This is a genomic window from Vibrio sp. FF145 (genome assembly GCF_041439075.1).
GTDB classification, from domain to species: Bacteria; Pseudomonadota; Gammaproteobacteria; order Enterobacterales; family Vibrionaceae; genus Vibrio; species Vibrio tasmaniensis_A.
This window is the reverse complement of record NZ_JBGONH010000007.1, coordinates 45,559-60,942: the sequence shown is the minus strand read 5'-3', so window position 1 is coordinate 60,942 and position 15,384 is coordinate 45,559. Positions and strand designations below refer to the sequence as shown.

General features: G+C 44.3%; 12 protein-coding genes. 9 read left to right on the top strand and 3 right to left on the bottom strand.

Annotated features, from left to right (window positions below):
* Nucleotides 1-14: 14 nt before the first annotated feature.
* On the bottom strand, nucleotides 15-1,100 hold the full coding sequence (locus ACED42_RS04555; RefSeq protein WP_371701607.1) for a PQQ-dependent sugar dehydrogenase: 1,086 nt from the start codon (nucleotides 1,098-1,100) through the stop codon (nucleotides 15-17).
* Nucleotides 1,101-1,397: 297 nt separating this feature from the next.
* Between ACED42_RS04555 and ACED42_RS04550 the strand changes: the two genes are divergently transcribed.
* Nucleotides 1,398-2,591 carry a multidrug effflux MFS transporter gene (locus ACED42_RS04550; RefSeq protein ID WP_102249781.1) on the top strand — a complete coding sequence of 398 codons (1,194 nt, stop codon included), beginning with the start codon at nucleotides 1,398-1,400 and terminating at the stop codon, nucleotides 2,589-2,591.
* Nucleotides 2,592-2,739: 148 nt separating this feature from the next.
* Here the strand turns inward: ACED42_RS04550 and ACED42_RS04545 are convergent, their stop codons facing one another.
* Complete coding sequence (locus tag ACED42_RS04545; protein WP_371701604.1) at nucleotides 2,740-3,525, bottom strand: ABC transporter ATP-binding protein; 786 nt, start codon at nucleotides 3,523-3,525, stop codon at nucleotides 2,740-2,742.
* A gap of 77 nt (nucleotides 3,526-3,602) precedes the next feature.
* Nucleotides 3,603-4,361 (bottom strand): siderophore ferric iron reductase, encoded by a 759-nt coding sequence (locus ACED42_RS04540; RefSeq protein WP_371701602.1) that lies wholly within the window; start codon nucleotides 4,359-4,361, stop codon nucleotides 3,603-3,605.
* A gap of 219 nt (nucleotides 4,362-4,580) precedes the next feature.
* On the opposite strand from ACED42_RS04540, the gene ACED42_RS04535 reads away from it, so the two are divergent.
* The 8 genes from ACED42_RS04535 (at nucleotide 4,581) to ACED42_RS04500 (ending at nucleotide 15,363) form a co-directional block, all read left to right on the top strand.
* Nucleotides 4,581-5,489: an AraC family transcriptional regulator gene (locus ACED42_RS04535; protein WP_017103741.1), complete on the top strand. Its 909-nt coding sequence runs from the start codon at nucleotides 4,581-4,583 to the stop codon at nucleotides 5,487-5,489.
* A 261-nt stretch (nucleotides 5,490-5,750) separates the two neighbouring features.
* Nucleotides 5,751-7,880, top strand: a complete 2,130-nt coding sequence (locus ACED42_RS04530) for a TonB-dependent siderophore receptor (protein ID WP_371701600.1) — start codon at nucleotides 5,751-5,753, stop codon at nucleotides 7,878-7,880.
* 90 nt (nucleotides 7,881-7,970) lie between these two features.
* The gene (locus ACED42_RS04525) at nucleotides 7,971-8,924 is read left to right on the top strand and encodes an iron-siderophore ABC transporter substrate-binding protein (RefSeq protein WP_371701598.1); all 954 of its coding nucleotides are present in this window, start codon (nucleotides 7,971-7,973) and stop codon (nucleotides 8,922-8,924) included.
* Nucleotides 8,924-10,918, top strand: a complete 1,995-nt coding sequence (fhuB, locus tag ACED42_RS04520) for a Fe(3+)-hydroxamate ABC transporter permease FhuB (RefSeq protein WP_371701596.1) — start codon at nucleotides 8,924-8,926, stop codon at nucleotides 10,916-10,918. Before ACED42_RS04525 ends, fhuB begins: the two co-directional genes overlap by 1 nt.
* Before the next feature lie 222 nt (nucleotides 10,919-11,140).
* The gene (locus ACED42_RS04515) at nucleotides 11,141-11,953 is read left to right on the top strand and encodes a crotonase/enoyl-CoA hydratase family protein (protein WP_371701594.1); all 813 of its coding nucleotides are present in this window, start codon (nucleotides 11,141-11,143) and stop codon (nucleotides 11,951-11,953) included.
* A 93-nt stretch (nucleotides 11,954-12,046) separates the two neighbouring features.
* Nucleotides 12,047-13,228 carry an OmpP1/FadL family transporter gene (locus tag ACED42_RS04510; protein ID WP_371701592.1) on the top strand — a complete coding sequence of 394 codons (1,182 nt, stop codon included), beginning with the start codon at nucleotides 12,047-12,049 and terminating at the stop codon, nucleotides 13,226-13,228.
* Entirely contained in the window at nucleotides 13,228-13,917 is a 690-nt protein-coding gene (locus ACED42_RS04505; RefSeq protein WP_371701590.1) for a hypothetical protein, read from the top strand. Before ACED42_RS04510 ends, ACED42_RS04505 begins: the two co-directional genes overlap by 1 nt.
* 333 nt (nucleotides 13,918-14,250) lie before the next feature.
* Nucleotides 14,251-15,363 (top strand): NADH:flavin oxidoreductase, encoded by a 1,113-nt coding sequence (locus ACED42_RS04500; protein ID WP_371701588.1) that lies wholly within the window; start codon nucleotides 14,251-14,253, stop codon nucleotides 15,361-15,363.
* The last annotated feature ends 21 nt before the right edge of the window (nucleotides 15,364-15,384 follow it).

The following is a 15,384-nucleotide window of genomic DNA, read 5'->3' as shown; positions in this document are numbered from 1 at the left end:
GAACGAGCTTTTGACTACTTTTTCAAGCGATACAGGTTGCCATTATCGGTACTGAAAAAGATGTCGCCGCTTGGTGAAGTTTCAATGTCTCTTATCCTCTCGCCTAAATCTTCTAAAATACGTTCTTCCTTGATTGCATCACCTTGTCTATTGACTGTCACAATATTGATGTGGGTAAGCTTAAGTGCGCCGGCCAGCAGCTTTCCTTTCAACTCTGGGTATTTGTCACCTTGGTAAACAATCAAGCTGCCCGGAGCGATTGAAGGAACGTAGACTTTTTTAGGCGCTTCAATGCCATCCTTAGTTTCAGACTCGCCTACGCTAATTGGGCCCCAATACTCTTTTCCGTGTGATGTGACAGGCCACCCGTAGTTGGCACCTGTTTTTATTAAATTAATTTCGTCACCACCTCGCGGGCCATGTTCAATCGACCACAGCTTCTGGGTCGGGAAGTCGTAATACAAGCCTTGTGGATTACGATGGCCATAGCTCCAAATCTCATTGAGCACCTTGCTGTTATCCGAGAATGGGTTATCACTTGGTGTGCTTCCATCAGCATTCAATCGTAATATTGATCCGGCGTGAGTCATGGTGTCTTGGCCGTTGTCTCGATCACCACGGTCGCCGATTGAAAAATAGAGGTGGCTATCATCAAAGGTGATACGGCTACCAAAGTGACGTCCGGTGTCCGTTCTGGATTTAGATACAAACACGTCTGTCCAATTGGTAACTTCATTATTGCTGTAATTAGCAGAAGCCAGTGTCGTTACGCCTTCACCATCGACGTCTTTACTGTAAGTGACGTAGAACTTTCCGATTTCAAAAGGGGAGAGCGCGATATCCAACAGACCACCTTGGCCTTTCGCCCAAACATTGGGCAGCCTAAACAGTGTGCTTTGCTCACCCGTCTTTAAATCAACCTGTTTAATGACGCCAGCTTTTTCTGTTACTAGCATGGAGTTATCGTTGATATAAGCCAACCCCCAAGGGATCACGAGTCCGTCGGTGATCTTCTCTACTTGCCATGCAAAAGCAGAGGATATTGGACTCGATGCGATGAGTGCCAAAGCACAGGAAATAAGACGATGATGATTCTTCATGGGAGTCCTTTGTTTTCATGACGTGGTATTAGTTTAGCTTGTGGTCGACAGGTGCAAAGGTTGGGTTACTGAAAAGTGACTATTCATTTATTTAGTTCAACCAGTGTTGTATGAGTAAGCAAGCTCACGTATGTTTAGCCTGCCATTCTCTATTCGATTCCTTCGGAGCATAATGAATACTACCCTTGCAACATCTTCGCTGTTTTCTCTGTCTGTATGTTGTCAGGTTGATACCCAAGCTATCTATTCTCAAACCACCCGATCTCAAAACAGCTGTTATGTTGGATACTTTACATCATGAGTCGTCGATTTGACTTTAAATCGATCCTACTTGCGTGTTTGGTCATCAGCATCGGCCAACTCAGTATGGGGCTGGTATTTCCATCATTACCTTGGATCGCGAAAGACTTTGATGTTTCGCTAGAGCAAGCTCAGCTTCTGGTGAGTGTCTATTTGTTAGGTTTTGGACCTTCTCAGTTTATTTATGGTCCAATTTCCGATGCTCTAGGGCGCAAGAAAGTACTGCTGAGCGGATTATTAATCGCCATGCTGGGACTATTAATGATCATCTTCTTTAGCCATTCATTTACTAGCATGGTGATGGGGCGTTTTCTGCAAGGCTTAGGAACGGGTTGTTGCGCTGTACTTGCTCGTGCTTCCACGCGGGATAGATTCAGTGGGGCAGATTTACCTTTAGCTATGTCCTACATTGCGATGGTCGCGTCTATTACACCTTTGATTGCGCCCGTAATCGGCGGCTTTATTAACTTCCATTTTGGCTGGAGCATGGTGTTCATCTCGCTACTTGGCTATGTCTCATTAGCTTGGGTGGTTTTGGCGTTCAAGTTTAAGGAAACCGTCACTCAGATCTCCGCTATTCCTTCGCCAAAGAAAATGGTTTCTCAATACAAAGAGTTGCTAACTTCTCGCTATTTTATGAGTTTTGCGAGTATTGGCTGGCTTAACTTTAGTTTGATGATCACTACCGTATCAGTGATGCCATTTATTATGCAAAATCAGATTGGCATGACGTCTGATGAATACGCGATGTGGGCGGTGATTCCTGCTTTAGGCATGCTGGGTGGAACAAGTTTATGTAACCGTATTCGCCCCATGTTGGGCAACAAGAAAACTCTGTTATGTACCCCTGTATTGCATATCTCTGCGGCGTTGTGGCTTTTCTTTTGCCCACTTGAGCCTTTGTATCTCATGCTTGGCCAGTTCTTGATGATTCTTGGCAATGGTATTGCATTGCCTTGTGCTCAGGCGTTGGTGATGTTGCCTTATAAGAAGAACGCTGGCGCGGCTGCTGCGATGTCTGGCGGCGGGCAGATGGTGGTGTCTTCAATGGTGAGTATGGGGCTAGTTCAATTAGGGCTAGGAGAAGCGTGGCATTTATCGCTTGTCATCATGTTGTTCACTATTATTACTCTGATTAATATTTTGCGTGGTTTCAGTAGTCAAGAAGCGAGAGAGTCGCAGCTGAGCTAGTTAATTAGTTAATTATTTAGCTAGCGAGTGAAAAACGAAAAGGCCATTAAAGTTCTGAGACTTCAATGGCCTTCTTTATGCTTAGAGCTTAGAGCTTAGAGCTTAGAGCTTAGAGCTTAGAGCTTAGACTTAAGCTGAAATGCCCGAACTATTCACAGACGACTGCAACCTTCTCACTTGCTGCTGTCTTAGCTGGAACTGGATGATCGATCAGTCGAATCGGAGACTCATACAAAGCTGATAGCGCTTGTTCATCAAGTAACTGATCCGCACTGCCTTCAAAAGCAATCTGACCTTTTTTCAGTGCAACGATGTGTGTCGCGTAACGCAGTGCTAAGTTCAAATCGTGCAAAATGACGATCACCCCAACATTTTCCGTTTTGTTGAGTTCAGACAGTAAACCCATAAGCTGAAACTGATGATGCACATCCAGTGCCGAAGTTGGTTCATCAAGGATTAGTACTGGTGATTGCTGAGCCAACAACATCGATACCCACGCGCGTTGACGCTCTCCTCCAGATAAATCATCCGCCAAGGCTTGCGAGAATTCAGTGACACCGGTTCTTTCCATTGCCTGTTGAATGATCGACTTATCTTCAGAGTTCCAACGGCCTAATGCGCCTCTCCAAGGAAAACGCCCTAAGCGAACCAACTCTTCTACGGTTAAGCCTGCAGAAGCGGGGAGCTTTTGCGGTAGATAAGCAATTTTTTTCGCTAAATCTTTGCTTTTGAATGAAGAGAGGGAAGCGCCGTCTAGTTCCACGCTGCCGTGATCCGGCGACATCTGCCCTGAGAGTAAATTAACGAGTGTAGATTTACCCGAACCATTATGGCCAAGAACGACTGTCAGTTCATTGGTCGGAATCGTGAGATCTTCGATTGAGAGAATGGTTCGTTCATCGCGAACCATTTTTATGTTTGAAAGCTGAAACATGTCAGTCCTGTAATTAGATCAGTAGCGAAGCTCAATGGGAGAAGGCTCGTCGTATTGAACTTTAATAAATGGCGTGACTAAGCGATTTTTTTGTTGTCTGGATGCCTAGGGCAATTATCACAGTACTTTCTTGAATCGCACTTATAAACCAGGCAGCAGCTGATTCTGAACAGTTTTAACATCCCCGAACTAGAGTCAACTTTAAGGCTGTGTAAATGATTTTCAGACAACTGGCATGCTTCTAACCAAAGCTTAGCTTGCGCAATAATGTAATCATTGGTCAGGCTTGGTTCGCGTTGCTGAAGTTTTATCAAACTGCCTAACAATAGATCGGCCAATAAATGATTGGTAAATCCTGGGCGAATACGTGTCCATTCACTGATCTGGCCTCGATAAAACTCAGTCAGTGCAAGAATGGCTTCACCAGCATCGGGAATCAGTTCTTCTGGTGAGCCATGTTGATGATCACCATTAAAGAAGCGGTAGCCAGTAATGAACTCTTTGTATCTAAATTGACCGATATTCTTGATGTCGGGCAATGAATGAAGCCCATAGATAGAAATGAAAGTCACATAGATAGGCTGCCAACACACGAGATCCCAGGTTCGTGTTAACCAATACGCTTTGCCTGCTTCTGGGTGGCTTTGCGAAAGACCATCGTAAACTCGTTTGAGCTCTTTATGGCTATTCTCATTTGTTACCGCAATGCTCTTGTTATTAAGTGCACCAAAGCTTCCGCTTAAATAAGGGCTCACTTGTTTTGAGTAAGCGAAGATTTTTTGATGTAGAGACGGGGCTTTCCGACGAGTGATAATATTGTGCAGTTGGGGAAGCATCTTAAATCAATAAATGAGAATCAGTTGCGTTATCATAACGAACATAGTCGAGGATAACCATACAAAATGGAGCATCTACTCGGTGCTTTTTACGTTTTTGAGATTTATAAAGTTTGGGTGGGCTGTCCTTTTTTCAGTGATAAAAGCCACTTTAAGTGATAAAAGTATTGTTGAACCCAACACGCCCTAGTCAAAAATAGAGAAGATGAAAGCTTGAATATGAACACACCTGCATTTGACCGTATCAGCCGCGTTCTGGCTTATATCCATGCGAATCTTAGCTCTGCGTTATCGCTAGAAGATTTAGCGACGCAAAGCTGTTGGTCTCGTTGGCAGCTGCAAAGAGTGTTTCAAGCTGAAACCGGGCTTACCGTGGCGAACTATGTGAGAGAGTTAAAGTTAAGTCAGGCTGCCGAAGAGCTGCTTGATGGAAAAGATCGTGTTATCGATATTGCGCTTGGTCTCGGATTCAATTCAGAAATAAGCTTTAGCCGTTCGTTTAAGCAAATGTTTGGGGTAAGCCCAAGTCAGTATAGAAAAGCAGGCAAAAGAGTAGGGCTAAAAAAGCCGATACAAGTATCAGAAACGGTGAGTAATTCAGAAAATAGGGCGTTAAGTTTTGTGGAAGTGCGCATTGATGAAAGAGAGCCTTTCTTAGTGAAAGGAATGACATCAGAAATCAGTGGCTTGTTTTCACTCACGCAAGACTTCGCACAGAAAGTCCCTCAGCTATGGTCACGTTTAGAAGGTGAGGTTGAAATCCCTGACGCCAACATGCTCCAGTTTATTGGTGTTGTTGACCTGACTCAGTCTTGTTTTGACGGAACCAATATTTACTATTGGGCGGGCGTTGAGCTTCATGACGAGATCTCTATCCCGCAACTGCCTAGTATTATCTCTGATAAGTTAGAGGTGCTGACCATCCCTAAGCAAACCTATGCTGTAGTAAAGCACCGTGGTCCTATAGAGCATCTACCCCATACTCTAAGTTGGTTTGTGCTTAATTGGCTTCCAAATTCAGGTTATCGTGGCGTTGATGGTTATGAACTTGAGATGTACCCATTTGGCTATCAAGCTCATGCTTCTGATGCGGAAATGGAGTACTGGGTTCCTATTATTAAATCGTAGTCATATTTCAGCTCTCCGACTTTCTCCCCCCTTCTCAAAAGCCTTTGTGTTACAAGGTCAAAGGCTACAAGGTCAAACGCTACTAGGTCAAATGTTACTAGATCAATTGTGTGTTTAATCAGCAATTGACCTAGTTTTACTCAAAATAGGCCAAGTTCTTTTTGAATTTGCACCAAATTGTTAATTATCCCTTCTCTAGATACATACAATGCAAATGAGATTTATTACTATTTACAATTAAGCATTGGTACCGAGGGAATCATGACCACTCACACTCGTTTTAAGTATTCATCATTGGCAGTCGCGTTGCTGACTGCGTTTTCAGCGCAAGCATTCGCGAAAGATACCGCTACTTCCGCAGATTCGAATGTAGAAACTATTACTGTTATGGGTAAAGCCTACCGTAATACAGCAACGAAAACCGTTTTAGCGCCAGAAGAAACGCCGCAAACACTTAACGTTATCGAAAGCGAACAGATGGAACAACGTGGTGTTAAGTCTGTAATGCAAGCTCTTCGTTATGCACCAGGTGTATCAACCGAGAATAAAGGTGGTGCAGTGGTTCTTAGTGATTGGGTTAAAATTCGCGGTTTTGACTCTACGAATAACTATTATGACGGAATGATGTTGCCAATCCTTCCTGGATGGAACGTACAACCTCAGATTGATCCTATTGCGATGGAGCGTTTGGAAATATTTAAAGGTCCAACATCGGTACTTTACGGATCAATGCCACCAGGAGGCATGGTTAATATCATCGCAAAAGCGCCTAAGTTTGAAGAGTCTACAAAAATTGGCTTAGCAACGGGTTTAGATAACTTAGTTGAAGCGTCAATTGATACAACGGGTGCTTTGAGTGACAACGTTGCTTATCGCTTGGTTGCTCTGGGTCGTAAGAAAGATACGCAAGTAGACGGCGTTGAGGAAGAGCGCTATGTGATTGCGCCATCAATCGATTGGTATGTGTCTGATAAAACCTTTATTAACTTCAATCTTTATTATCAGAATGACCCTGCACTAGGTCAGAACGTGACACTCCCATTAGCGGCGATTGAATCAGGAAAAGTCTCACCTTCGACATTTGCCGGGGATGTTAATTACAACACCATCAAACGTGATTTCTTGATTACTGGTTATAAATTTAACCATGATTTCAACTCAAATTGGGCATTTCTTCAGAATTTCCGTTATATGAAAACTGACTTTTATCAAGAAAGTACTAGCAGTGGCAATTTTGATGCTTCAACTGGCTCATTAGCTCGTTCGGCATATAGCACCGATGAAAGTTCTACGGGTATTAGTGTTGATAACCAACTATCGGGCTTAGTGTCGACTGGCTCATTGGATCACTATTTACTTTTTGGTGTGGATTATCGAAACACAGAGGGTGATGTAGCCTACGACGCTTTCGCAGGTGTTGATAGCATCAACCTTTACAATCCAAATAACAATAAGCTGAATCCGAATGATTTTACAAAAACGTATTATCAAAATAACGACATTGAAGTGAGTCAGCTTGGATTCTATTTCCAAGATCAGATGTTGATTGATAATTGGGTGTTCATTGCTGGTGGTCGTTTTGACAAAGTCGAAACAACGACAAAAGTATCAGTATTGGGTGGTGCACCAAGCAAAACGGATACTGATGATACAAACTTCTCATACCGCTTAGGCGCTTTGTACAAATTTGATAACGGTTTATCTCCATTTGCTAACTTTGCTACCAGTTTTGAACCGAGTGTAAAGTTAGATACTAACGGTAATAACTTAGATCCTGAAACCGGTGAACAAGTCGAGTTTGGTCTTAAGTATGACTCATATGAGAATATGATTTCAGGTTCGATGGCTCTGTTCCAAGTGAATAAGAAAAATGTTGGAGTTCGTCCTGATGGCGCTTCACCATGGACTTCAGTTGGCGAGATTCGCTCACAAGGTATTGAGTTGGAAGGACGAGCACAAGTCACTGAAAACTTGGATGTGTTGGCGAACTACACATACACCGATATGGAAATTACGGAAGATAGAAATGCGTCAAATATCGGACAAACACCAGTATTTGTACCAGATCATACTGCAAATGTTTGGGCTAACTACTTTGTACGTAGTGGTGCAATGAGTGGCCTTAGAGTCGGCGGTGGCGTGCGTTATGTGGGAGAAACTGTTCTAAACGATACGTCAGACAAAAATAAAGGCCAAGTACCATCATATACTTTAGTTGATTTGTCTCTAGGTTATGACTTAGGAGAGGTTAACAGCTCGCTTAAGAACGCAACAGCTAATGTCGTTGTAAATAACATATTCAATGAAGAGTATTACACTTGTTGGAATGAGAGCTATTGCTGGTACGGTCAAGAGCAAACTGTAGAATTTAATGTTAATTACGAATTCTAACTAAGTTAGGGTTATCAATTTAAAGCAGCCATTACTGGGCTGCTTTTGTCGTTTGAATAAATATAGAATTTAGATTGAGTAGGCAACAATATGAATTTACAACGAATCGCTTCCCATGTTTCTAAAATAAAGAGCTTGCATATAAAGCTGGCGGTATCCGTATTAGCGAGCGCTTTATCGTTTAATGCGATGGCCGATTACCAAGTTGAAGACAGCGAGGGCGTTAAAACCCTTGAAGCTCAGCCTGTTAGAGTGGCGGCGCTGAACTGGGACATAGCCGAACAAGTGATTGAACTCGGTGTAACACCAGTAGCAGTACCTGATATTGCTGGTTATACCGACTGGGTTGTTCAGCCTGCCATTCCAGAAGGCGTGGCGGACATTGGCACTCGAACTGAGCCTAATTTTTCTGCTTTGAAGAAGCTAAACCCTGATGTGATTCTTATCGCTTCGCCTCAGAAAGATCTTCAGGATCGACTCTCGGAAATTGCGCCCGTACTTTACTACCAAACGTACAGTGAACAACACAACAATGCAGCGGCTGCTATAGAGAACTTCAAGAAGATAGGTAAATTGCTTGGCAATGAAGAACAAGCGAACAACAAATTGGCAGTGATGGATGAACGTATCGCTGTTCTAAAAGCTGAGTTAGACAAAGCGTATCCGGGTGACAAGCCAAAAGTTACTTCTTTCCGTTTTGCGAGTACCACATCGGTGTTTATCTACGGCGATAATTCGATTCCGCAATATGCGCTTGAACAGTTAGGTTTTGAAAATGCGATGGATCTTCCTGCGAGTCAGTGGGGCATCAGTCAAAAACGAATGACAGAGCTTAAGAACGTAAAGAAGGGCATTGCGCTTTACTTTGAACCTTTTCCATATCAAGAAAAGTTAGACCGATCTCCGGTTTGGAAGAGCATGCCCTTTGTTCGCAATGGTCAATTTAGCCCAGTAGCGGCAAGTTGGAGCTACGGCGGTGCTATGTCGATCTTGTATAACGCAGAAGCCATGGCGCAATCGCTGCTGAAGTTAGCGGAGCAGTAATGAAATCCAGTGGTTTTATGATGGGGGCTGTGCTGCTTTGTGCTGCTCTTGTTCATTTATGGTTAGGGCAGTCGGAATTTGGCCCTATTAGTGAGTTGCTCCAGCAAGTCTCACAGATCAGTGACATCGCGACATTCAACTCAATGGTTGATGATTCATTCGAGTTGATGGCGTTAGCCTATGTCAACTTACCTCGCTTGGTGATGGCGATCTTGGTCGGCGGAACACTTGGCACCATCGGCAGCTTGTTTCAACAACTGACACAAAATCGCATGATGTCACCGCTAACCTTAGGTACGTCGTCAGGTGCATGGCTTGGTCTGGTTATTCTGAATGTGGTCGCGCCGATGTTGGTCGCTCAGTATTCAGTTTGGTTTGCTCTAGTTGGCGCGCTGCTTGCGATGGGGCTGATTGTTTCGATTGTCGGAATCAAAAACATGAGCGGCTTGCCAATTGTATTGGCGGGCATGGCGGTCAACTTGTTGCTAGGGGCATTTGCAACGGCGATTATTCTGCTTAACGACCAGTACGCACAGAATCTGTTTGTATGGGGAGCGGGCGACCTAGGGCAAAATGGCTGGGAACAAGTGCTGTGGTTGATGCCTAAGTTACTGCCGATTTTTGCCATATTCTTGTTGGCGCCACGAGTTCTGACTCTGCTTTCCATCGGCACAGAAGGGGCAGCAGCGCGTGGCCTTAACATCGGAACGACATTCTTTGTATTGATGGCGGTTGGCGTTTGGTTGGTGTCTGTGTCGATTACCTCAGTGGGCGTGATCAGCTTTATCGGCTTGATTGCTCCGAACATTGCTAGGCATCTCGGTTTTCTAAAGGCGAAATCTGAACTCATCGCAAGCTGTGTATTAGGTGCGTTACTGCTGTGTGTCACTGACAGCTTGGCTATCTTCTTGGCGCAGTGGTCTTTGGATATGATTCCAACAGGGACGGCAACCGCAGTGATTGGTGCTCCAGCTTTGATCATTATTGCTCGCAAGCAAATGTCTGCTCAAGATCAGCTGTTTTTCTCAATGCCTAAAGGTCCGAAGTCTATTTCATCGTTGGCTTACTTCTTATTGGGCACGATGATCGTCGGATTGCTGGCGTTGAGTACATTGTCACAGCCTTCTTCTGATATGGGCTACTTTTTTATTCCAGACGCATTTGAATGGTCTATTCGTTGGCCGAGAATGTTAACCGCGATATTCGCAGGTGGTGGCTTAGCGGTGGCGGGTGTAATTTTACAAAGATTGGTCTACAATCCGCTCGCAAGCCCTGACATTCTTGGTGTGTCGGCGGGTGCGGTTCTGGCGTTGATTTTCAGTAGCTTGTTTATGGGTTATTCGATTCACTCATTGAGCCCTTGGGTTGCTTTCTTAGGCAGCGCGATTGCACTGTGTTTATTGCTATTCCTTGGCAAGAAGCATCAGTTTGCGCCATCGATTTTGATCCTTACCGGTATTTCGCTGACCGCTGTATTGGAAGCTTTGGTGCAATTCTCTTTAACACGAGTGGGTGAGGGGAAATACACATTATTGGCTTGGCTAGCTGGCTCTACTTACCGTGTGGAGCCTGAGTCTGCCACTATAATGGCTGTCGTGATAACGGCTTGTATTGGTGTTGCTCTGCTGCTGAGTCGTTGGGTGACCTTAATTGCGACTGGACGACAGTTCGCGAGTGCCAGAGGGTTGAATATCAATATCGCCTACGTGGCACTGTTGTGTATTGTTGCGATCTTATGCTCGGTCGTGACAACAACCATGGGGCCTGTCGCGTTTGTCGGCTTGTTAGCTCCGCATATCGCTGCAATGGTGGGGGCTCGTTTGGTTCGAGAGCAGATCATCTTGTCGTTTTTAATTGGTGCTGCACTCATGCTATTTGCAGACTGGTTAGGGCAAGTGGTGGTATTCCCAGCTCAACTCGCTGCAGGGACGTTAGTTTCCATTATTGGTGGTAGCTACTTCATCTTCTTGTTATTGAAATCTCGAAGAACATAGGTTCTCCCAAAACTGAGAGTCCTTGATTATCAAAGCTATTGGTAATAAAAGATACGAATGAAAAGCAGTGAATGGAGCGATCCATCACTGCTTTTTTTATTGATGTCGTTTGTGTAATGGGGCGGTGTTAAGCAACACAGGTCTCGCTTCTTAATGTGCAAGTTTGGCATATGTTAATAAAATGTATAACCTAAAGGTCTGACCACTTATAAGGTAGCCACCATGCCAAACCTCGATCGTATTACTTGTTCTATCGATGAAAACCAAATTGCGACGGTTGTGTTGAATCGACCCGATAAGCTCAATGCTATTGATATGGCGATGTTTGAAGCCGTTAATGACATGATAAGTGAACTCAAGAAGAACAGAGATATTCGAGCTGTTATTGTTAAGGGCAGTGGTTCCGATTTTTGTTCTGGCTTAGATGTTAAATCGTTATTGAACAGTAAAGTTGGGGCGATGAAGCTTTTGTTCAAATGGTTACCGACATTACCTAATGCTGCGCAGCACTTTTCGCTTGGTTGGCGAGAGATCCCATGTCCTGTCATTTTTGCGATTCATGGTCGTTGTTGGGGAGGCGGCCTTCAATTAGCCAGTGGTGGTGATTTTAGGATGGCCAGTCCAGACGCGACTTTCTCGATATTGGAAGCCAAATGGGGTTTGATTCCTGACATGGGAGGCGCCATCGCATTTCGAGAGTTAATGCGTAAAGATCACACCTTAGAAATGGCGATGACCGCTAAAGAGATCGACTGTGAAACAGCGAAAGACTATGGGCTGGTAACCAAGATTGCCGAAGACCCTTACGCTGAAGCTTATGCGTTGGCACTTGAGTGTGCGAATCGGTCGCCAGATATCGTCGCTGCTAATAAGAAACTCTACAACAAGACTTGGTGGTCAAGCCCAGGTATGGCAGTGTTCTACGAGACCTGGTATCAGATAAAGGTAGGGTTAGGTAAGAACAGAGCAATTGCTGCTCAACGTGAAATTCATCGAGACAAGCCACGTCCATACGTCGCCAGAAAGTTTAAATAGCGTTTGTACAGGAATAACGGATATTCCATTTGTTTATGGGGCTTTGCGGTAACCTTAGATCAATTTAATGTCTAAGGCTAAATGAGCAATCTGATGAACAAAACTTTTACTTACTCGCTAGCTGCCACCGCAATTTTTACAAGCTTAAATGCTTTCGCAAGTGGTTTGTTTTTACAAGAAGCTGTTGTCGCCAATGCCGGTACTACTGGTGCCGGTGACGGTGTTTATACTCGTTCGGCTGCGGCGATGTGGACGAACCCTGCCACCATGTCTCACATGGGCGAAAGCAAAACCACCATCAACACAATGGCGTTTGATCTTGAGATGAAATATCAAGACAACGATGGTAATCCAGATGGTAAAGCTCATTCAGTCATGCCGTCATTTGGTGCCTTTCACGCTCACCAAGTGACTGACAAATTACACCTTGGTATCGCGCTGGGTGCAGTCGGGGGCTCTAGCCTTGATTACGGCAGTGAGTGGGCGGGAGCTGAACTCTTAGAAGATATCACCCTCACTGCGATGCAAGTAAACCCATCACTAAGCTACCAACTGAATGACCAGTGGTCGGTTGGTGCCGGTATCCAGTTAAGTTGGGCTGCGTTACAACAGTCATCCTCTGTTTTTACAGCAAAGCAAGACACTGACTGGGCTTATGGTTATAACCTAGGTGTAATGTTTACGCCGTCGGATAAACTTAAGTTGGGTGCTAGCTATCGGTCAAAGCTTGAGCACGAGTTTAATAATGAGTTAAGAGGGGTAGAAGATTTGTCTAACTCTCTAGCTATGGATCTTGCTTTGCCAGAGATCGTTGATATCAGCGCTAGTTACGCACTTAACCCAAAGCTCGACTTATTGGCTAGTGTGCAATTACATCGTTGGAGTGAGTGGGATACAACGGTTCTTGATTTTGGTGTTGCTGGAAGTCCAATTAGTGGTGTTCCACTTGAACGCGATTGGGACGACGTGTGGAAGTTTGCGGTTGGTGCTGACTATCAATTGAATTCAGATTGGCGTTTAAAAGCGGGCTTCTCTTATGAGACCTCGCCACAAGATGATCCGTCAATGCAGTGGGTTGACCTTCCTGTAGGTGAACAGTATCGCTACTCGGTAGGTGCTTCAACGTATTGGGATGATATCTTGATCGACGTGTTCTACGAATACGCAGATTTGGGTTCAGTTGATATGAACCGAAGTGGACCAAAAGGTAATACTTCGCTAAACGGTTCTTTCGACGGCCGTATCCACTTTGTTGGGGTTAGTGCGACCTTCTAATGACATTACGTAATCTATTACTTGTTGCTGCGGCAATGCTTGGTTCGACGGGTGCTTTTTCTGAAGAGAAGCACCCTGACGACCCGACTAAAATCGTGACCAAAGCGGGCGTTGCTTATAACGAAAATTTGCAGTTCTCAGGCTCTATTGGTTTAGATGAAGCGCGAATGATCAATGTTCGTGTCAATGCGGACGGTGAAGAGTGGCGATTAGGCGGTTCATGGCTGTTGCCGATGGGTATCGTGAATTTCAACTTTAGCCGTTCTGAATATGACAACGATGCTTATAAGAACAACTACAGTATTGGCACATTTATACCACTGAGCTATTTCGATATTGAGCCGTTCGGTTGGCAAATCTTCCCTATGGCTGGTTACAGCTATAATGACGGCGAAGTAGCTGTTTTCGATGACGATAATGTTGGTTCTGACTATGTGTTGATGCCGAGTTCAACACACGGTGGCTACATTGGTGCGTTTGGCTTAAAAACGATTACGGATGAATGGTCTATCATGGGCTTCGGTGGTGGTTCGATGGGGTCTGATGATTATTCAGGGTATTGGGCTGGTGTCGGTGCGAGTTATAAATTGAGTGATGCTCAATCATTCAATTTCTTCACAATTTTTGCTGAGGATGATTTTGGAGAGAACAACAGTGTTGGCGCATCTTACACCTATGAGTTCAAATAGCTGTTAGCAATTCGCAGGTGGACGCCTCTCGTAAGAACCATTCACTCAGTCCAGATTAAATTAAACAAAGTCGCTTATTACAACTGAGCGACTTTCTTTTATTCTATTTCCCAATCTTTTTTATCTCCTTCTGCTGCTTTCTTCCTCTTTCTCATATGAGAGTACTGCTCTCTTAATCTAGATTAAGTTTTCCTCGTCTTATTCTCTGTACTATCCGCATAAATCAACGCCCATTCAGTAATGGACAAAAGAGAGTCACTTTGTGAAAAAGAAGTGGTTCTCTTTTGTCTTTTAAAATGGGCAAACATAATAAAGATTTAATGAGGATAAGACTTGAGCACTTTGTTTACAGAAACCCACATTGGCAAGATGACACTAAAGAACCGCTTCATGAGAAGTGCAACGTGGGAAAATATGGCCACCGAAGATGGGCATATGACAGATAAACTGTACGCTATCTACGAAGAGTTGGCTCAAGGTGAAGTCGGCCTGATCGTGACGGGTTACGCGAACATCGTTGAAGAAGAAAAGCCCAATGCGGGCATGATGGGGATGTATAACGACTCATTCATTGAAGAGTATCAAAAGCTGACTCAACTGGTGCATGACAACGACTCTAAAATCGTCATGCAATTGGCATACGGTGGCACAAAGACCACGCATGATCTTGGCGAACGAGTGATCTTTGCCCCGAGTGAAGTTCCTGAAAAAGGGACTCAGACACTGGGTAAAGCGATGACCAAAGACGAAATTGATTACATTGTTGATGCCTTTGCTCAAGCGTCTTTGAGAGCTCAAAAGTCAGGCTTTGATGGTGTTGAGATTCATGCTGCTCACACTTACCTGATTAACCAATTTTTAAGCCCTTATTACAACCAACGTGAAGATGAATACGGCGGTAGCTTAGAAAACCGCATGAGATTTTTGTTAGAGATCTATACCGCGACGCGTAAGCTGGTGGGTGATGATTTCCCTATCTTAGTTAAGCTTACGGCTTCGGAGTTTTTTGAAGGTGGTGTCACCTTTGGCGAAACACGTTTTGTCTGTAAAAAGCTTGAACAAATGGGCGTGGATGGCATTGTCGTGTCAGGTAATATTCATGGTAAAGCAGACACTATGATTGGCGAGTCGCACGATGGTTTTACCATTCAAGCTGAAGGCTATTTCCATGAGTATGGTCACGCGATCAGCCAAGACGTTAATATCCCAGTGATCACGGTTGGCGGCCTAACGGATTTTGATGCTATCGAAGCGATTGCAAACAACACGGGCATTGAGTACTTCGCGCTTTCAAGACCGCTGCTTTCTGAACCCCATTTAGTTAAGCGTTGGAAGGAAGGGGATAGAAGCCCTGTTGAATGCGAACGATGCTCTAAATGTCGTACTAAGCGCGGTAACTTTTGTGTGGTGAATAAAGACAGAAAAGTACAGCTTGCTCGAATGTAGTCGCTGAACCCAGCTCCAAGC

Coding starts and splice junctions, on each gene's coding strand:
- ACED42_RS04545 (WP_371701604.1), bottom strand. CDS start 3,525: ATGTTTCAGCTTTCAAACATAAAAATGGTTCGCGATGAACGAACCATT.
- ACED42_RS04515 (WP_371701594.1), top strand. CDS start 11,141: ATGCCAAACCTCGATCGTATTACTTGTTCTATCGATGAAAACCAAATT.
- ACED42_RS04555 (WP_371701607.1), bottom strand. CDS start 1,100: ATGAAGAATCATCATCGTCTTATTTCCTGTGCTTTGGCACTCATCGCA.
- fhuB (WP_371701596.1), top strand. CDS start 8,924: ATGAAATCCAGTGGTTTTATGATGGGGGCTGTGCTGCTTTGTGCTGCT.
- ACED42_RS04525 (WP_371701598.1), top strand. CDS start 7,971: ATGAATTTACAACGAATCGCTTCCCATGTTTCTAAAATAAAGAGCTTG.
- ACED42_RS04550 (WP_102249781.1), top strand. CDS start 1,398: ATGAGTCGTCGATTTGACTTTAAATCGATCCTACTTGCGTGTTTGGTC.
- ACED42_RS04530 (WP_371701600.1), top strand. CDS start 5,751: ATGACCACTCACACTCGTTTTAAGTATTCATCATTGGCAGTCGCGTTG.
- ACED42_RS04540 (WP_371701602.1), bottom strand. CDS start 4,361: ATGCTTCCCCAACTGCACAATATTATCACTCGTCGGAAAGCCCCGTCT.
- ACED42_RS04510 (WP_371701592.1), top strand. CDS start 12,047: ATGAACAAAACTTTTACTTACTCGCTAGCTGCCACCGCAATTTTTACA.
- ACED42_RS04505 (WP_371701590.1), top strand. CDS start 13,228: ATGACATTACGTAATCTATTACTTGTTGCTGCGGCAATGCTTGGTTCG.
- ACED42_RS04535 (WP_017103741.1), top strand. CDS start 4,581: ATGAACACACCTGCATTTGACCGTATCAGCCGCGTTCTGGCTTATATC.